This window comes from uncultured Brachyspira sp. (genome assembly GCF_944390595.1).
Lineage (GTDB): Bacteria > Spirochaetota > Brachyspiria > Brachyspirales > Brachyspiraceae > Brachyspira.
The window spans coordinates 1-19,251 of sequence record NZ_CALXRN010000133.1; the positions used below are offsets into that span (position 1 = coordinate 1).

The 19,251-nt window shown below is 26.5% G+C and carries 16 protein-coding genes; 2 read left to right on the plus strand and 14 right to left on the minus strand.

The genetic code is table 11. The features are described from left to right. Positions 1-230 precede the first annotated feature (230 nt). From Q0J90_RS07910 to Q0J90_RS07925, 4 genes are all read right to left on the minus strand, one after another. Positions 231-1,190 (minus strand): ABC transporter substrate-binding protein, encoded by a 960-nt coding sequence (locus tag Q0J90_RS07910; protein WP_297277386.1) that lies wholly within the window; start codon positions 1,188-1,190, stop codon positions 231-233. Between the two features lie 86 nt (positions 1,191-1,276). After that, positions 1,277-2,233 carry an ABC transporter substrate-binding protein gene (locus tag Q0J90_RS07915; RefSeq protein ID WP_297277387.1) on the minus strand — a complete coding sequence of 319 codons (957 nt, stop codon included), beginning with the start codon at positions 2,231-2,233 and terminating at the stop codon, positions 1,277-1,279. A 100-nt stretch (positions 2,234-2,333) separates the two neighbouring features. Further along, positions 2,334-3,350 (minus strand): hypothetical protein, encoded by a 1,017-nt coding sequence (locus Q0J90_RS07920; protein ID WP_297277388.1) that lies wholly within the window; start codon positions 3,348-3,350, stop codon positions 2,334-2,336. Between the two features lie 55 nt (positions 3,351-3,405). After that, positions 3,406-3,690 (minus strand): hypothetical protein, encoded by a 285-nt coding sequence (locus Q0J90_RS07925; RefSeq protein ID WP_297277389.1) that lies wholly within the window; start codon positions 3,688-3,690, stop codon positions 3,406-3,408. 144 nt (positions 3,691-3,834) lie between these two features. Between Q0J90_RS07925 and Q0J90_RS07930 the strand changes: the two genes are divergently transcribed. Continuing rightward, entirely contained in the window at positions 3,835-4,887 is a 1,053-nt protein-coding gene (locus Q0J90_RS07930) for a DegT/DnrJ/EryC1/StrS family aminotransferase (protein WP_297277390.1), read from the plus strand. 186 nt (positions 4,888-5,073) lie between these two features. Here the strand turns inward: Q0J90_RS07930 and Q0J90_RS07935 are convergent, their stop codons facing one another. From Q0J90_RS07935 to Q0J90_RS07970, 8 genes are all read right to left on the minus strand, one after another. After that, the gene (locus tag Q0J90_RS07935; RefSeq protein WP_297277391.1) at positions 5,074-6,048 is read right to left on the minus strand and encodes an alpha-1,2-fucosyltransferase; all 975 of its coding nucleotides are present in this window, start codon (positions 6,046-6,048) and stop codon (positions 5,074-5,076) included. Positions 6,049-6,110: 62 nt separating this feature from the next. Next, the gene (locus Q0J90_RS07940; protein ID WP_297277392.1) at positions 6,111-8,501 is read right to left on the minus strand and encodes a glycosyltransferase; all 2,391 of its coding nucleotides are present in this window, start codon (positions 8,499-8,501) and stop codon (positions 6,111-6,113) included. Next, positions 8,494-9,684: a glycosyltransferase family 2 protein gene (locus Q0J90_RS07945; protein WP_297277393.1), complete on the minus strand. Its 1,191-nt coding sequence runs from the start codon at positions 9,682-9,684 to the stop codon at positions 8,494-8,496. The genes Q0J90_RS07940 and Q0J90_RS07945 overlap by 8 nt, the downstream gene beginning before the upstream one ends. A gap of 52 nt (positions 9,685-9,736) precedes the next feature. Further along, on the minus strand, positions 9,737-10,636 hold the full coding sequence (locus Q0J90_RS07950) for an NAD-dependent epimerase/dehydratase family protein (RefSeq protein ID WP_297277394.1): 900 nt from the start codon (positions 10,634-10,636) through the stop codon (positions 9,737-9,739). A gap of 9 nt (positions 10,637-10,645) precedes the next feature. Beyond that, on the minus strand, positions 10,646-11,848 hold the full coding sequence (locus tag Q0J90_RS07955; protein WP_297277395.1) for a glycosyltransferase family 2 protein: 1,203 nt from the start codon (positions 11,846-11,848) through the stop codon (positions 10,646-10,648). Between the two features lie 132 nt (positions 11,849-11,980). After that, positions 11,981-13,795 (minus strand): ABC transporter ATP-binding protein, encoded by a 1,815-nt coding sequence (locus Q0J90_RS07960; RefSeq protein WP_297277396.1) that lies wholly within the window; start codon positions 13,793-13,795, stop codon positions 11,981-11,983. A 55-nt stretch (positions 13,796-13,850) separates the two neighbouring features. Continuing rightward, positions 13,851-14,540, minus strand: a complete 690-nt coding sequence (locus tag Q0J90_RS07965) for an ABC transporter ATP-binding protein (RefSeq protein WP_297277397.1) — start codon at positions 14,538-14,540, stop codon at positions 13,851-13,853. Further along, entirely contained in the window at positions 14,533-15,828 is a 1,296-nt protein-coding gene (locus Q0J90_RS07970) for an ABC transporter permease (RefSeq protein WP_297277407.1), read from the minus strand. The genes Q0J90_RS07965 and Q0J90_RS07970 overlap by 8 nt, the downstream gene beginning before the upstream one ends. A 155-nt stretch (positions 15,829-15,983) precedes the next feature. Between Q0J90_RS07970 and Q0J90_RS07975 the strand changes: the two genes are divergently transcribed. Beyond that, positions 15,984-16,679: a hypothetical protein gene (locus Q0J90_RS07975; RefSeq protein ID WP_297277398.1), complete on the plus strand. Its 696-nt coding sequence runs from the start codon at positions 15,984-15,986 to the stop codon at positions 16,677-16,679. Between the two features lie 54 nt (positions 16,680-16,733). Here the strand turns inward: Q0J90_RS07975 and Q0J90_RS07980 are convergent, their stop codons facing one another. Further along, a complete protein-coding gene (locus Q0J90_RS07980) occupies positions 16,734-17,714 on the minus strand; it encodes an ABC transporter permease (protein ID WP_297277399.1) in 981 nt (326 codons plus the stop codon). 36 nt (positions 17,715-17,750) lie between these two features. Continuing rightward, positions 17,751-19,250: a sugar ABC transporter ATP-binding protein gene (locus tag Q0J90_RS07985; RefSeq protein ID WP_297277400.1), complete on the minus strand. Its 1,500-nt coding sequence runs from the start codon at positions 19,248-19,250 to the stop codon at positions 17,751-17,753. Position 19,251: the final 1 nt, after the last annotated feature.

Sequence of the window (19,251 nt, forward strand, 5' to 3'; positions counted from 1 at the left end):
AGACTGTAGACTGTAGACTGTAGACTGTAGACTGTAGACTGTAGACTGTAGACTGTAGACTGTAGACTGTAGACTGTAGACTGTAGACTGTAGACTGTAGACTGTAGACTGTAGACTGTAGACTTAAACATGATAACTATCATATATAATAAATAAAAAAAGTCAAGTATTTTAAGAAAAAGCCCATAAAATAATTTATATAGGCTTTTTTATATAAAAAATTAAATATATTACTGTAGATCAGCTGGTATTGTTATACCAAGTTTTTGAGCAGCATTTGTATTAATACTTAATGTAGGAGTTTGCAGATATTCTATAGGCATAGTTGCTGTAGATGCTTCCCCTTTAAGTATTCTTACTGCCTGTTTAGAAGTCAATTTACCAAGTTCATAATGGCTTATACCATAAGTAGCAAGTCCTCCTGATTTAAGCATATCAACTTCGCCGCATATTACTGGTATTTTAGCAGGCTCTGTAACTGATATCACATTAGCCATACCAGAAGCAAGCATATTATCTGTAGGTATATATACAGCCTCAGCCTTGCCTATTATACTTTGAACAACCTGCTGTATATCATTTGGATTAGTTACTGTAGCTTCTATATAAGATATTCCCATTTCATCTAACTTTCTCTTTGCCATATCTATTTGAAATTTTGAATTCTGTTCGCTTGAATTATACATAAGGGCAACTGTTTTTACATTAGGCACCAATTTTTTTAATAATTCCATCTGTTCATCTACAGGAGTTAAATTTGAAGTACCAGATACATTTCCTTTAGGGGCATCATTTTTTTCAACAAGTTTTGCTGTTTCTGGATCTGTAACTGCTGTAACTAATATAGGTATATCTTTTATTAAATTTGCTGCTGCCTGTGCTGCAGGTGTTGCTATTGCAAGTATCAAATCGCTTTTATCATTTAAAAATTTCTGAGCTATGGTAATACAGTTAGCCTGTTCTCCCTGTGCATTCTGATAATCGAAAGAAACATTTTTTCCTTCTTCGTATCCAGCCTCTTTTAATCCGTCTACAAAACCTTGGTACGCCTGATCCAAAGCTGGATGCTCAACTAACTGTATTATACCTATCTTTATTAATTCATTGTCAGAAGACTGATTATTTTCTGTTTTTGAGCAGGAAAAAACCATTATAAATATAAATAATAATATAAAAATATTTTTTTTCATAGTAATAAATAACCCTAATAATATATTTTTTAATAAAAAAAGCCCATATAATATATAGGCTTTTGTATAATCAAATTAAATAATAATCATAAATCGGCTGGTATTGTAATGCCTAATTTTTGTGCTGCATTAGTATTAACTTCTAATACTGGATTTTGTATATATTCTATAGGCATAGAGGCAGGAGATGATTCTCCCTTAAGTATTTTTACAGCCTGATTAGCAGTTAATTTGCCTAATTCATAATAATCTATACCATAAGTAGCAAGCCCACCAGCATTAAGCATGCCAACTTCTCCGCATATTACTGGTATTTTAGCAGGCTCTGTAATAGCTATAACATTTGCCATACCTGCAGAAACCATATTATCAGTAGGTACATATATAGCATCAACCTTTCCTACCAAACTTTGTACTACCTGCTGTATATCATTAGGATTTGTAATAGTGGCATCCATATATGATAATCCCATTTCATCTGATTTTGCTTTTGCTATATCAACTTGGAATTTAGAGTTTTGTTCGCTTGAATTATATAAAAAAGCTATATTTTTAGCTGAAGGAACTAATTTTTTTAGTAATTCAATTTGCTCTTTTACTGGTGTTAAATCTGATGTACCTGTAACATTTCCTCCAGGGGCTGTATTATCAGCTACTAATTTAGCATCTGCAGGATCTGTAACAGCTGTAATTAATATAGGTATATCTTTTGTTGTATTTGCTACTGCCTGTGCTGCAGGTGTTGCTATTGCAAGTATTAAATTAACTCTATCATTAACAAACTTCTGAGATATTGTAATGCAGTTAGCCTGTTCGCCTTGGGCATTTTGATAATCTATAGTTATATTTTTACCGTCTTCATAACCAGCTTCTTTTAATCCGTCTATAAAACCTTGATTGGCTTGATCAAGAGCATTATGTTCTACTAGTTGAAGTATTCCTATTTTTAATGTTTCAGTATTATTTGAAGATGTATTAGCTGAATTATTTGAACAAGAAATAATTAATATTCCAGCTAAAAATATAGTTATTAACTTTTTCATTATTATATATCTCCTTGATTTATACATAATTACTGCTATTAGTATTATATAATACCATAATAATAAAGTCAAATAAATTTACTATCAATATATTTAATTATTAATATTTTTCTTTAGTTTTTAAAAAATCTTCTATATAAATATTGTGCTTATTAGACGAATTCCTTTCAAATCTGTTAACATATCTATCAATAGTTCCAAACATAGCGGCAGCATTTAATATCAAAAAAATAACTAAAGCAAAAAATATTTTTTTATTATTCAAAATATAATTCTCTTTTTGAACAAAGAATAATATTATAGGACTATAAGATACAGAGAAAAGCCCATACAAATAGTGAAAATAACCTTCACCAAATTTGAATGTATTAAAACATAAAAGTGTAGAAAATACGGATAAAATAAAAAATCTTGACAATTCTAAAATAGTACCCTCATAAGATGTTTTTGCCTTATATTTAAAATTAAATACATAGTACAGCATATTAATTAAACAATATAAAGAAAATATTATACTTAAAACCAGAAATATCAAACCGTATATATAAGACGGAGAAGAAGTCCAAAATTCTATTATATTTTTTAATCCTTGCAAATAATGAGATGACATTTCATTAGTTGGAAATAAAAATAAAGCCTGCACTTTAGCAACAATTATTCTTGATACTCCATACCCTTTTGACATCATTGATTTTGTATTAATAAAAGAATTATTAATTTCAGAAATTAGATACGGCAGATATAATAAAAAGGATAAAAATATGCCTAATATCCAATACTTCAAATATTTAATTGTGTTTTTATAAGTTACTATTAAATAAAATATCATACTAGGAATAACAGAAAAGAAAGAGGCAAAATGACCTTGAGCAATAATTGCTAATACTGGAAAAATAAAAATAGATGATATTACAGTTTTCTTATTTGATTTTTTATCTATGTATTCGTAAAGAAGAATAAAAAATATAAAGCTGAATATTAAAGATATATTTGGATTCCAAAAATTAGTCATAGCTTTTACCAAATAACCATTAAGTAAAATAAGAGGCGACATCAAAGAACAAACAAAAAGCCCTAATCTTTTATAAAGCCAGAATATAAATAATGATATTATCAAAAGACTAAAAAAATAATTTATAATCTTTGCTGCAAATAAATTTTCATTTGAAAGTTTATAACATAATATATAATATATAATATATATAGTAAGCTCCTCCCGGTACTCTTGGCGTTATAAACTCATCTTCAATCGTATCAGAAAGATTAAATCTTGTACCTGTTGCAGGCAGTTCTTTTTTCTCATACCATCTATACATATCATAAAAATGCTGAAAATCATCATAAGTACTCCTAATAGGAATAATATGAAATGATAATACAATATTAAAAATAAACGAAAAAATAATAATGAATAAAAGTATTATCCTAATACTATTTATTTTCAAAAAGTCCAGCATAAATATCTATCCTAATTGAAACAATTATAATAAATTAAATAAAAAAATCAATAAAATAATTATACATTAAGAATCAAATCAATATTGAAAATTATATATTATATGATATCATCATTTATAACTTTATAATTATGAGGCAGTAAATTGATTAGACATTCCAGACCTACTATAAGAAAAAAAGATTTAGAATCAGCTTTAAGGGTAATGATAAGCGATAACCTTGCAACAGGCGATATAATCTATGAATTTGAAAGAACATTTGCCAATTATTTCGGAAAAGGTTTTACTGCTATATTTGTTAATAGCGGTACATCTGCATTAGAGCTTATATTAAGACATCTTAATATAGGAGAAGGAGATGAGGTTATAATGTCATCTTTTTTAAATGCTTCGCCTCTTCAAGTGGTTACTAATCTGAAGGCAACTCCTGTTTTAATAGATATAGATGAAGACAGCTTTCAAATCTCTATGGACAATGTTATAGAAGCTATAAATGAAAAGACAAAAGCAATTATAGTTTCTCACATGTTTGGAAACTGTGCATTAATAGATGAGCTTGCTGATATTAAAGTTCCTGTTATAGAGGATGCTTCTCATAGTTTGGGTGGAAAATATAGAGATACTCTTCTTGGAAGTTTCGGAGATTTTGCATACTTTTCTCTCTATGCAACTAGAATGATAACTTCAGGCGGTGCTGGAGGAATGATACTTACTAAGAAAAAAGGAATGGATGCCATAAGGGATATTATCCATTATGATAAAAAAGAAAATTTTATTCAGAGATTCAATTATTGTCCTACTGATTTACAGGCATCTATAGGTATAGAAGAATTAAAGCATCTTGAAAGAATGGTAGAAGTAAGGTCTGATATCGCATCATTCTATGATAATGCAATACTTGAAAGCAATTTAATGAAACTATCTACACATGACAGTGAAAGTCCATCATATTACAGGTATGTATGCATGCTTAATGGGTCTATGAATATTTATGATGCTATAAAAATGTTTGAACGTCATAATGTTGAGGCTGCAAGACCTATATTCAAGCCTCTTCATCAGTATTTGAATTTACCAAATGAAAATTACCCTAATACTGAAAATGCATATTTAAAAAGCATATCATTGCCTATATATCCTACTTTGCAGAAAAGTGAGGCTGAACTTATTTGCAAACTTATAAAACAAATAAGATAATATATAAAATTAAATTTAATAAAATATATTTGTTTGAAATATCAGCTAATAATTAACAATGCTTTTTTTATTTATAATGTTTTTATTTTTTATAAGCTAGAATTTATCCGGCTCTACTAACTACACTTCATTCAGTGAAAAGACTTTAGTTTTAAGCATTAGGATTAACAAACTATTTCTATTTTACTATATATCATCTGGTGTTATAATTATTTTATCGCTAAATTTATTAAAAATATATGCACATTTACAGAAACTGCCAACAGAGGCTATTTGATACTTACACAAGCTAATTAAATAAAAATCTATATATCCCTTTTCACTATTATTAGCTCTAACAACTTCATATTTAAAATCATTACCTATTAATGGCAGCAATTCATTTTCTACATAATCAATATCATCTGAAAAGAAAAATATTTTTAAACTATTTGTATTTAATTTACTCGATAATAATTCTATTGCCTTTTTATAATAAATTTTATCAGGAATTTTTATATCAGGCACTTTTAAATAATCTGTTCTTCTAATATGGCATGCCACAGAAAACATTTCTGATTTTATGTCATTAAAATATTTCAAATTGACATCGTCAAGTTTTGGAAATAAATATCTATCAAAATCTAATAAAGGTAAAATATTATTATTAAATATATCTAAATATTTATCCCTAAAAATACATGGATAATTATATAAATATACATTTTTTTTAGAAGATAAGACATTGTCAAAATAATAATCATCTACATACGGTTTATAATTGTAAATGAAGTCAAAATAATTTTTATAAACTAATAATTCTTCAGATTTTGCCATATCCAATTTTAATTCTGGAAAAACATTCAAAAGCTCAAAAATTCTTTTGTTTTTTCCCTCTATATCAAATCCATCTTCTAAATACCAACTTATATCATATTTAATTTTTTTACCATATACAAGTTCTATCTTCTTAGATAAAATATAATAATAAATCTGATCAGCAAATCCGCCGCTTATAGAAACTACAAGAGTATCATCATTATTTTTATTATTCAAATTATATATAACATAATTAATTCCAATATTAATTTTATATATATCCGTTAATAATTCTCTAATAGAATCTCTTAATTTTCTAAATGGTATAAACCAGCATATATTATCAATATCTTTAAGTGTCATAAAAAATAACCAATATAATTTTAAACAATTTTATATCATGTAATTATTTAAATCAACTAGAATTATTTTTTTATTGTAATTAAAGCAAATAATATTTTTATATATATATATTTTTTATCACTGCTTATATCGAATAAATTTTTTAATAAACTATTAAGACTTATAATATTAGGTTTCTCATAATATTTATTAATTTTTGAAGATATTCTTATAAATAAAATTTTGATAATAAAATAATTATGATATCTAACTATAGCAAAAAAATAAGGCAGAAGTTTATCAATAAAATACTCATAATCCTTATGCTCTTTTCTTAAATTATTTTCTTCAAATTGAACAGCATGTATAAGTTCATCTATAACACTTTTTACACTATCATCTATAGAAATATTTTCATTATTTTTACTCTGCTCTATATCATCAAATAATTTTTTCCATAATGCAAATATATTTTCATCAGAAAAATTATCCAAGCTATTTTTAGCTTCAATACCTAATTTATTTCTATATTCATCATCCTCCAATACTTTAATTAAAGCATTTGATAATTCATTTATATTATTTTGAGGAACTCTTACAAGTCCTTTATTATCTTTAACCATCTCTAAATAAGGCAAATCAAACATAACCGTTGGTATGCCATAAGATTTTACTTCTCCCAAAACCATAGGAAATCCTTCAAAAGATGAAGTAAATAAATGCACAGAAGATTCTAAAAAATATTTTTCTATATTAGTTTGATATCCTAGTAATTTGCAATTATTTTCTATTTTTAATTCTTTAATTTTTTGCTTAACCAATCCTTCTTCATACGAATCTCCACTTCCAATAATCAACAATTTGGCATCAGGAATACTTTTCACAACTTTAGAAAAAGCTTCTAAAGCAAGTATAGGCTGCTTTACATCTATTTCAAATCTGCCTATCCATACAATATTTTTTTGCTTTAAATCTGATATATTCGTATTATTGATATTGAAAGTTAAAAAATTAGGTATATAGTAAATATTATTTAATCCCATATACTCATAGAATCTTTTAGTAGTATTAGACAACACAATTAAAGCATCAGAAAATTTATACATATTAATTCTATTTAATTGATTATTAATATTTCTTCCGTCATATACGGAATAACTAAATACACTATGTAAAACTGTTATTAATTTTATACCTATATCTTTAATTATTAAAGAATCTATAAAAAATTTATCAGAAGTCCATCCATTATGTATAAAAATATCAATATTATATTTTTCTATGCTCTCTTTAAAAATTGAGTATCTGCTTTCATAGTCATTAGATAAAACTATCCTAGCAGTATTATTAGGCAAAGAATAATCTTTATCATTTGGCTCTTCATTTGTAAAAATTATTATATTATATCCGCTGTCATTCAATATAAATGATAATCTTGATATAAATCTCTCTACTCCTCCATTATATAATCTATTATAAATTATTCCTATATTTTTTATTTTTTTTATTTCTTTTTTATTAGAAAAATGAATGGAACTCAAATTCATTTTATATAAATCTTTTGAATAATAATCTTTAGATATAGAAAGAACACCTAATTTTTCTATCCAAAAAATAGTTAAACTCTCTTTTAAATCATAATTAAGAATAGAATTATTAAATAATAATTCTCCATATAAAAAATTTGTTAATACATAAAATGAGCTATAATAATTATTATCCAATTTTTTACTAATCATAAAATTAAGTAAAGAATACAATATAGATATGGTATATTCTACCCTTTTTACTTCTTTATTCATATCTTGTGCTTCATGAAAATTACCAGAAGTATTAATTTCATAAAAATACTTAGCATTACTGCTGTATATAAGTTTTTTAGAATAATAATAAATAATACCAGACATCAATATATCTTCAGAAAATAGCAAACGTTTATTTTTAGGCAAGTCATTCATTGCTAAATCAATAATCTCTTTTTTTATCAATTTAGTATGTATGCTCCAATTATATCTGTTTTTTAATAATAACTTAAAAATATCTTCACCTATTAAGATTCCAGTATTTGGTTTATTATACCAAGTATCTTCTTTTATCTTTCCATTTGAAACTATCATCAGTTTTGCTACAACAACATCTGCATCATTTTTTACAGCCTCATTATACATTATTTCTATGGCATCATTACTGTAATAATCATCAGAATCGCAATTAACTATAAAATCTCCTTTGGCTTTCATCCATCCAAAAATTCTAGCATCATAAGATCCGCAATTATTTTTAAGATCCAATAATATAATCCTATCGTCCTTTTTTAAATATTCTTCTATAACAAATTTTGAATTATCGGTTGAAGCATCATTAACTACTATAATCTCTATATCTTTAAAAGTCTGTTTTATTAAATTATCCAAGCATTTTGAAATCAGTTTTTCTCTATTATATACAGGTACTATTACACTAACTTTAGGCATTATTATTTACCCCTTTATTTTTATTTAACTTGATAGTAAAAAATAAAATTTTTATAATCGTATAATCTTTAGCAGTTTTAATAGAAAAAATATTTCTTAATAAGTTGCTTAATGTTATAACGATTGGTTCATCTAAACATTTCTTATTTTTTACAATAATTCGTATCCCAAATATTCTAACTATAATATCAAAATCTTTCATTATCACAGAAAAAAAATACGGAAGTAATTTATCATTTAGCTTTTGAATATTATTTTTTTCTAAATTGTAGTAATCATTTAATTTTAAATATTGCTCTATTAAATTTTTATCAAAATATTTATTTATAATTTCTAAATATTTATTATCATTATTATTTATCTTTTCAAAAAGATACATATATTGATTATAATACAATTTAGCAAACTCATATCCGTATGAAATATTTGAATTTATTTTTACTAAAAAATTATAAAACTCATCTAATGCTAATTTAATATTTCGGCACATATATTCAAATTTATCTAAGCTAATTTCATCATTATTTTTTGTACTTACACCTATATCAGCATTATAAATATATAATTGATCATGTAAAGTAATAAATGATTTAGAAAAATAAAAAGCTATTAAACATTGAAGCATGTCTTCAGAACTCATTAATTTAACATCTGGAATATACTCTATCAATTTACTTATTATTTCTTTATTAAAAAATTTACCCCACATACTATGAGGTATTCTTCTATTTATAGCTTCATTAATCAAATAGTCTGTATTAATATTATATCTATTTGTAAGCAAAGACCATTGCATATCTTTAGTATCCCTATCAGAAATAACTTTAGTTCCAAAATATATTATATCATAATCTTTTTCTTTTATAATATTATATACTTTTTCACATGCAGTAATATCAAGCTCATCATCAGAATCAACATAAGTAATATATTTTCCTGAAGATGCAGTATTTCCAGTCTTTCTTGCTAAAAGTAAATTTTTATTTTCTTTATGTTCAATATATATTATTCTATTATCTATTTTTATATAATCTTCTATTATTTTTTTGGAATTATCTGTAGAAGCATCATTAACTACAATAATTTCTATATCTTTAAAAGTTTGGTTTATCAAGCTATCCAAACATTTAGAAATATATTTTTCTGTATTGTATACAGGAACTATTATAGAAAATAAAGGCATATTAAAACTCTCATTTTTTACATAATATTATATCATAAAAAATAAAAAACAACTATAAATTAAAATATTTAAATGTATCTTCCAAGCCTTTTTCTATAGAAACAAAATCAATATCAACTAAAGAAAGCAGTTTTTTATTATCTAAAATACTGTGTTCAATATCGCCTTCCCTAGTATTTAGATAATTAGCTTTTACATTATTATTTGATATCTTAACTATACTTTCAAAAAGTTTATTTATTGTTATAGCAGAATTAGTTGATATATTAATCACTTGTTTTGAAACATTGTTTTTTACTAATTCTAAAAATATTTTGGCAATATCTTTTACATATATAAAATCTCTAGTTTGTTCTCCATTTCCAAATATATTTATTTCTTTATTATTGATAAAATTATCTATAAATATTGATACAACTCCAGCTTCTCCATGAGGAGTTTGTCTTGGACCGTAAACATTTGAAAATCTGCAAATAATGTAATCTATATTATAAAGCTCAATATATTTTTCCATAGTTAGTTTTGAAACACCATAATACGATATCGGACTAACCGTATGATTTTCGTCTATAGGTAAATATTTAGGCATTCCGTAAACAGCGGCACTTGAAGATACAATTATTTTTTTTATATTATATTTTTTCGATAACTCTAATACATTAAGAGAAGCTATTATATTTTCATTAGCATCATTAATAGGATCTCTCATAGAATTAGGAACAGATACCTGAGCAGCAAGATGAATAACATATTCTATATTATGCTTTTTAAAAATATCTTCCAAAGAATTTAAATTTTTTATATCTATATCATAGAAAACTGCTTTGTCATTTATATTTTCCTTTCTTCCAGTTGATAAATTATCTGCAACTATAACTTCATAATTATTATCAACAAAAATATCAGCTATATGCGAACCAATAAATCCAGCTCCTCCTGTTATAAGGATCATAAAATACTCCTATAATTTTATTTTTATAAATAATATCTTAATATATTTATCTTTTTTATTATCAGTATTAATAGAAAATATATTTTTTAACAAAGAGTTTAAAGATATTACTTTAGGTTCTTTTAAACACTTACTATTTTTTAAATTTATTTTTATACCAAATATTTTTATATTAATATAATATTCATACATGATTATTGAAAAAAAGTATGGGGTAAGTTTATTAATAATATTTTTTTCTCTTTGTATTTTTAAATCTTCATACTCTTTTAACTTTGAATATCTATTTATTATATTTATGTCAAAATAACTCTCTAATATCTCTGTGAATTTATTTTTATTTTCATTATCTACTATTTTTTCTTTTAAAAATCTATACTGATTATAGTATATAGTATAATAATAAAATCCATATAATAACTCTGTACCCTGCTTTTTTAAAAATTCCAAAAACTCTTTACACCCAATAGCAGAGCATTCACATAAATAAGAATATCCTTCAAAACTCAAATTGGAAGTATTTTTATTACTTTCTCCAACGCTAATATAGTAATAATATAACTTTTCATTTATAGAAGAATATGATGAAGCAAAATAAAAAAACATTAATGACTGAAGCATATCCTCCGCATTCATAAGCCTTATATCAGGTATATACTCTGTAATTTTTTTTATAATATCTTTTTTATATGCTTTACAGCACATATTATGCGGAAGTTTTTCTAAAACTACTTCACTTAATAAATATCTTTCATCTATTAAACTTCTATTAGATGAAATATACCATTCAACTTTATTAATTGCTCTAATTCTTTCTTTATCACTAATATTTACATCATTATCTAATATTGCTTTTGCAGAAAAATGTATAACATCAACTTCTCTTTTTTGGTATTCATTATATATAAACTGACAAGCATTAATATCAAGCTCATCATCAGAATCAAGATAAGTTATATATTTTCCATTAGCATTGATATTACCTGTTTTTCTTGCAAGTAAAAGACCTTTATTGACATCATGCTTAATATAAATTATTCTTTCATCATTATATTCTTTTACTATCTCATCGCAATTTTTTGGAGAACAATCATTAACTACTATTATTTCTATATCTTTAAAAGTTTGATTTATAACACTGTCTAAACATCTTTTTAAATATTGTTCAGTATTGTAAACAGGTATTATTATAGATATAAAAGGTTCTTTCATAAATTACTCTCTAAACTGCAATGAATATAAATATTGATATTTTCCGCCTTTACTCATTAATTCCTCATGAGTTCCAGATTCTATTATTTTTCCGTCTTCAACAACACATATATATGTAGCATTTTTTATTTTTTAATTTCTATGAGCTATTACAAATGTAGTTTGAAGATTAATGATTTCATTTAATGCTTTTTGTACATACATTTCACTTTCAGTATCTAAAGCACTAGTAGCTTCATCTAAAATCAATATAGAAGGCTTTCTTAAAACTGCTCTAGCTAATGCTATGCGCTGACGCTGTCCGCCAGAAAGCATTATACCTCTAGGGCCGATATGCGTATCATAACCATTAGGAAGCTTCAATATAAACTCATCAGCATGTGCTATTTTTGCTGCTCTTATCATATCATCATCAGTTGCAGTGGTATCTCCATATATTATATTATCCCTAACAGTTCCATAAAATAAAATATTTTCCTGGGATACAACACCTATATGCTGTCTTAAACTTCTAGTATTTATTTCTCTATAATCTACACCATCAAATAATATCTGTCCGGATGAAGGAGTAAATAATTTAGGTATTAATGTAACTAATGTAGTCTTTCCGCCTCCTGAATTACCTACAAAAGCAACTATATCTCCTTTTTTAACTTTAAAACTAACAGGACCTAATTTAAAAGGTTCTTCCTCCCCGCGTTTAGGATACTCAAATTCAACATTTTTAAACTCTATAGAATTTTCTATAGGCTTCATAGGCATTTTAGTTTTATCATCAACTTTTTCCTGAGGCAAATCCATTATTTGAAATACTCTTTTACCTACTACTTTAGTTGTTTGCAAACCAACAAAAAGACCTGATAAATCTCTTACAGGAGTAGAAATGTTAAGCATATAAAGTAAAAATCCCCATAAAAATTCAAAAGGCATCTCTCCGTTAAATACCAAATATCCGCCGTAAGCCAAAATAAGAAGCATAGCAACTATCATTATAAGCTCAACTAATGGCCTATTCAATACAGAAATCATTGTCATCTTTCTTGAATAATCTATTATCTCATTGTTATATTTAATATATCTGTCAACTTCCACATCCTCTTTGGAAAATATTTTTATAACCTCAATACCTCTCATGTTCTCCTGCATTATACCGCCCATATTAGCACTCATCTCCTGAGACTTAGCAATTCTAGGTTTTATAAGTTTCGATATCATATCTGTACCAATAGCTATTAACGGACTTGCTATCAAACATACTAATGTAAGTTTAGCATTTAAGAAAAATAGTACAGCTAATGTAAGTATTAAAGTGAAAGGTATAGTAATCATATTTGGAAAAGTACCAGTAACAAAGTTTGATATAGCACCGCCTTCAGCTATACGTGCTAATATAGTTCCTTCTCTCTCCTGCTTAAAATATCCTATATCAGTATTTAATACAGATTTTAGCATATCAGCCTGAACATCTCTATTTATTGCCTGTGTACAAAATCCAAATAAGAATGATTTTAAATAATCTAACCCTACTCTTAACACAACATATACTAAACCTATTACTATTACAGCAGTAAATTGTAGAAGCAAATTTGCATTAAATATGCTTCCAGTATTCATAGCATTGCCGACTATAGCTTTTGCATCTATTTCAAACAATTTCTGCAAAAATGGAATTCTTTCTACAAGCTGTGCTGATTTACCGCCTGTAAGAGCTATAGCCATTTGTCCAAAAAAAGGAGGAAGGATGTTTATAATAGTGTAAACAAGACTAATAAATAAAGGTATAAAATATAATCCTTTTTGTCTTACAGCATATTTAAACATTCTTCTATATACATGTTTTTCTTCTGAAGAATAATATTTATCTATATGAATATCACTTCTTGCTGTTTCATGCAGCCCTCTTTGCTCTTCCTTTTTTTTAAAAAATTCTTTTATTTGCTTAATCATCAATAAAAATCCTAATCATTGTTATGCATTATTCTATAGCATAAAATTTTATATTTCAATACTCTGCTAAATTTTCTCCATACTCTAAACGCAATTTTCTATCAGCCATATCAGCTATAGATTGAGAATGCGTAACTATAATTAAAGAGGCATTACTCTGTTTAGTCATATTCCATAATAACTCTCTAACCATCTCAGCATTTTTTTTATCTAGATTTCCAGTAGGCTCATCGGCTAAAACAACACTTGGTTTATTTATTAAAGCCCTAGCAATAGCAACTCTCTGTGATTCTCCTCCTGAAAGCTCCCCTATTCTATGCTCCATTCTATCCTTTAAACCTACAGTTTCAAGCAATGCTTCCGCCTTTTGTCTTGCTTCTTTTTTATTATATTTAAGCATTAATGATGGTATCATAACATTTTCTATAGCACTAAACTCCCCAAGCAGATTATGAAACTGAAAAACATAACCAAGAGAACTGTTTCTAAAATGTGCTAATTGTCCCTCATTCATCTTTCCAATATTATTGCCTGCAATATTTATACTGCCTTCTGTTATATCATCTATTCCGCCTATTAAATTTAAAAGCGTAGTTTTACCGCTTCCGGATTCACCCGTAATTGCAAGTATCTCATTTTTATAAATATCTAAATTCAAAGATTTTAATACCTCTACTTTCGGAGGACCAATATATGTCTTTTTTAAATTTTCTATTTTTATTAAAACTTCTTTATTATTACTCATATCTTAATACCTCCGCAGGTTTATATCTGCTTGCAATATAAGCCGGTATTATAGCAAATAAAACAGAAAGCAAGAATGAAATACTAGCAACCATTACAACCTGTGAAGCATGTATTATAGAAGGAAGCCCTCCGCTTACATAATATATATCAGAAGGAAAGAAGTCTGGAACTATAGGAATAGATATGGCGCTGCTTAATTTTGAAGGTATAAACCAAATAATATTAACTATTACTTGAAGTATAATTCTTATTCCCTCAAGTGCCTCATTAACATAAGTTGCAAGAAGAATACCGAATATAACTCCAAGAACTGTACCGATTATTCCTATTATAGCTCCTTCCAAAAAGAAAACTTTAGCAACATTAGAAGGTCTTAATCCTAAAGTTTTTATTATAGCAATATCACGCCTTTTATCCTTTACAAATATTATCTGACTTGAAGCAATATTTAACGCAGCAATCAATATAATAAATGAAAGAATCAAGGCAAGCATTAACTTTTCTGTATGCAAAGCCTGAAAGAAATTTCTATCAAAAAGCATCCAAGGCATAACATTATAAAACTCTTTTAAATCAGTATCAATCTTTTTTGCTACTTTATCAGCATCAAAAAAATTTCTCACTTTCACCGCAACCCCAGTAACAGCATTATCATAACCAACCATAGCCTGCCCAGTAGAAAGCGGAACTATTACCATTCTGCTGTCATATTCATAATAGCCTGTTTTATATATACCTTTAATAGTAAAAGTTGTTTTCTGAGGCTTAAATCCCCTATCAAAACTTCCTGAAGCTGAAATTATATCAATAGTATCTCCAACCGATAAAGCATAATCTTTTGCCATTTCTGAACCTATTAATGCCTCATTAGTTTTCATATCTTTATTATTTCCTTCAACAAAATTAAAGTATTTAATAAAGTCCTTATCTGTACTAAATATATTATCCTCAAATGAACGTACTGTTATAAGTATAGTAAAATTGTAAGAACGCATTATACAAGGAAGAACAATATACGGATAGGCACTAGTTATTTCTTTATTATCCATTATATTATCAACAACATATTTATAATCAGTAAGAGGCTGATCACTGTAAGCACTTATATTTATATGTGCTCTCATTCCAAGTATTTTATCTCTTATATCATCCTGAAAACCATTCATAACAGAAAGAACTGTAATCATCACCATATCGCCTACTAATATACCAAGTACGCATATAATAGTAATAACTGAAACAAATGAAAATTTCTTTTTGGCTCTTAAATATCTAACGCCAAGCATTAATTCTAATCTCAAAGCATCTCCTTAACATATATAAAGAATTAAATGATTAGAATATTATATATCATATATAATTAAATTTAAACCTAATTTTATTAAACTTGAATAATTTTATCATAATGTTAATATATTATATACTGTTATTGGATAATAAAATGAATGAAACAAAAAAAGTAAAACAACCAAAATTAACTCTTAAAGAAAGATACAATGAGAAGTTTTTAGAAAATGCTGAACTAAGAAGAAAAGCTCTTCAATATAAAAGAATGCATGTAGGTCAAATAAATAATGACAGATTAGAACATATGTTAAAATTACTTTATCAAGTTCATCAGAATTATTATTTCGGATATTTTGAGGCAAGCTGTACACTAGTAGGCAGTATGTTTGAGCAGTCTCTTATGATTTTATTGGAAGAGAAAATGAAAGAAGATGGATTTATATACATGTATAAATATAATAATGGAAAAAGATATGAAGAAAAAATTACTAATGTAGAAGATTTGGCACAGTGCAATATAGGAATTCTAATCTCTATAGTTAATAATTATAAAATGCTTCCAAAAGAAGAATATAACTTAGCTAAAACTCTTCAATGTGTAAGAAACTGCATAGTACATGATATGCTTCCTGATTTTTCTATAAAAGGAAAATATTACGAAGCAGAATTAAAAATTAATCTAAGTTCAAATATAAAAAAGAATATACAAATTCCAATAGATGAAATAAAAACTTATACAATAGGACAAACCTCAATAGAATTATGGTCATATTTTTTATTAACAAGAACAAGAAAATTAATAGAGTTCTTATTTAAAGATAGAGTTAAAAAATTCCCTCCGGATTTTTAAATTAAAAAAAGCAGATCCAATAACTTAGACCTGCTTTTGTAAAGAGAATATTAATTAATTTTTAAGAGCCTTTAATTTATTTTTCAAAGTTTTATTTTTAGAATACAAATCGTAAATAACTGCTATAGCAATAATAGCACCTCTTATTATCTGCTGTATATAAGAGTCAACACCAATAAGAGTCATAATATTATCCAAGAATCCAACTATAAAAGCACCAGCAATAGTTCCCTGAGCAGTACCTAAACCGCCTGAAAAACTTGTTCCGCCTATAACAGCAGCAGTTAAAGCTTTCAATTCATAGCTTATAGCACCATTAGGAAGACCTACGTTATTTCTTGACATAAATAGTACACCGGCAAATCCTACAAATATACCATTTATAATAAATACTTCTATTTTGGATCTATTAACATTTATTCCAGATGCAATAGCAGCTTCTTCATTACCGCCTATGGCATATAAAGCTCTTCCCAATTTTTTATGAGTAAGTATATACCAAGTAATAACAACAAATAATATTAAAAATAATACAGATATAGGTATTCCGCCTGGTAATGTACCTTGACCCAATATAGTATAATCTCCTATTTGATATATATTTTGTCCTGCTGTATATTTTAATGCTGCTCCTCTTGCCATAGTAAGCATAGCTAATGTAGCAATAAATGGAGGAACTTTAAATCTAGTTATCATTATACCATTTATTAAATTACATATAACTCCAATAACTATAGCAACAAGTATAGCTAAAATCATATTATTAGTTGCTTTGTATGAAGCTACTGATAAAACTCCTGCTAAAGCGAGAACACTTCCGCATGATAAGTCTATCATTCCTGATATGATAAGCATTGTCGCACCGCATGCTAAAATAGTAGTTACAGCTAATTGGCTTGAAATATTACTAAAATTGGCAAAAGTCAAGAAATTACTATTTAAAAATGATGATACTATTATCATTATTAAAAGTATAAAATATATGCTGTATTTGCTCATCATTTCACTATATATCTTTTTTATATCAACTTTCATTTCTATCTCCTAATTTATTTTTATTATATTTTTTAATTACATTGTAATAGTACCTGTTGCCAATTTCATTATAGTTTCTTGAGAAAACTCATCTCTATTTAGCATTCCAGCTATACTTCCTTTGCACATAACATATATTCTGTCGCACATGCCTATAAGCTCTGGAAGTTCTGAAGATACCACTATTAATGTTTTGCCTTCTTTTACTAAATCCGTCATTAATTTATAGATTTCAAATTTGGCTCCGACATCTATACCCCTAGTTGGTTCATCCATTATTAGTATGTCTGGAGATTCTAATATCCATCTTGCAAGCAATACTTTTTGCTGATTTCCTCCAGAAAGTGTATCTATACTAGCTTCATAAGAAGCTGTTTTAACATTCATCTTTTCACAATATTTTCTAACTTCTTTATTTTCATTTCCTTTATGCCAAAATTGATTATAGAAAAATTTTCCTAAACTAGCTAAAGAAACATTTTCTCTAACACTTCTGCATGGAATTATACCAAATCTTCTTCTGTCTTCTGAAAGCATTGCAATACCATTATTAATGCCGTCTGATACACTATTTATATTTTTAACCTCGCCTTTAATCTTTATTTCTCCAGAAGAATGTTTATCTATACCAAATATAGTTCTTACAAGCTCAGTTCTTTTAGCACCCATAAGACCGGCAAAACCAACTATTTCACCCTTTCTTGCATAAAAGCTGCATTTATTAAATACATTTTCAGAATATAGATCCTTAACTTCTAAAACATTTTCACCTATTTCTACTGTTTCTTTAGGATAGTTACTTCCAAGTTTTCTTCCTACCATTAATGATATAACTTTATCTATATCAAAATTTTCTGCTCTATCTGTAAGTATAGTTTCACCGTCTCTTAATATAGTAATGTCATCAGCAATTTTAAAAATTTCATCCATTTTATGAGATATATATATTATAGAAGCTCCTCTTGATTTAAGCTCAGATATTTTATCAAATAATCTATCAACTTCTTTATTAGTAATAGCTGAAGTAGGCTCATCCATAATAAATATATTAGCATTATTAGCTATTGATTTAATAATTTCCAACATTTGAACATCAGATACGGTCAATTCTTTTAATTTTGTAGTAGGAGAATAATTTAAACCTTCTTTTTTTAATATATCAACAACATCTTTTCTTATCTTTTTCCAATTTACAGTACCAAAGGAAGTCATAGGCCAATCACCTAAAACAAGACTTTCTTCAACTGTCATCTCAGGAACATAATTAAGTTCTTGGAATATCATTGATATACCTAATTTTCTAGCCTGTATCGGATTTTTTATCTGTACTGCCTTTCCATCTATCTCTATACCGCCAATATCAGCTTTATATATACCATTAATTATTTTCATTAATGTAGATTTTCCGGCACCATTTTCTCCGCATAATACATGCACTGTACCTTTTCTTACAGCCAAATTAATATCTTTTAAAGCCTGTACACCTGGAAAAGACTTATATACATGAGAAACTTTTAATCTATATTCTTCTTCCATA

Bases quoted from the DNA above. Each gene is read 5' to 3' on its own strand.
- Q0J90_RS07970 (WP_297277407.1), bottom strand. From the start codon at position 15,828: ATGCTTGGCGTTAGATATTTAAGAGCCAAAAAGAAATTTTCATTTGTT.
- Q0J90_RS07915 (WP_297277387.1), bottom strand. From the start codon at position 2,233: ATGAAAAAGTTAATAACTATATTTTTAGCTGGAATATTAATTATTTCT.
- Q0J90_RS07955 (WP_297277395.1), bottom strand. From the start codon at position 11,848: ATGAAAGAACCTTTTATATCTATAATAATACCTGTTTACAATACTGAA.
- Q0J90_RS07980 (WP_297277399.1), bottom strand. From the start codon at position 17,714: ATGAAAGTTGATATAAAAAAGATATATAGTGAAATGATGAGCAAATAC.
- Q0J90_RS07945 (WP_297277393.1), bottom strand. From the start codon at position 9,684: ATGCCTTTATTTTCTATAATAGTTCCTGTATACAATACAGAAAAATAT.
- Q0J90_RS07975 (WP_297277398.1), top strand. From the start codon at position 15,984: ATGAATGAAACAAAAAAAGTAAAACAACCAAAATTAACTCTTAAAGAA.
- Q0J90_RS07935 (WP_297277391.1), bottom strand. From the start codon at position 6,048: ATGACACTTAAAGATATTGATAATATATGCTGGTTTATACCATTTAGA.
- Q0J90_RS07965 (WP_297277397.1), bottom strand. From the start codon at position 14,540: ATGAGTAATAATAAAGAAGTTTTAATAAAAATAGAAAATTTAAAAAAG.
- Q0J90_RS07985 (WP_297277400.1), bottom strand. From the start codon at position 19,250: ATGGAAGAAGAATATAGATTAAAAGTTTCTCATGTATATAAGTCTTTT.
- Q0J90_RS07940 (WP_297277392.1), bottom strand. From the start codon at position 8,501: ATGCCTAAAGTTAGTGTAATAGTACCTGTATATAATAGAGAAAAACTG.
- Q0J90_RS07960 (WP_297277396.1), bottom strand. From the start codon at position 13,795: ATGATTAAGCAAATAAAAGAATTTTTTAAAAAAAAGGAAGAGCAAAGA.
- Q0J90_RS07925 (WP_297277389.1), bottom strand. From the start codon at position 3,690: ATGCTGGACTTTTTGAAAATAAATAGTATTAGGATAATACTTTTATTC.
- Q0J90_RS07910 (WP_297277386.1), bottom strand. From the start codon at position 1,190: ATGAAAAAAAATATTTTTATATTATTATTTATATTTATAATGGTTTTT.
- Q0J90_RS07950 (WP_297277394.1), bottom strand. From the start codon at position 10,636: ATGATCCTTATAACAGGAGGAGCTGGATTTATTGGTTCGCATATAGCT.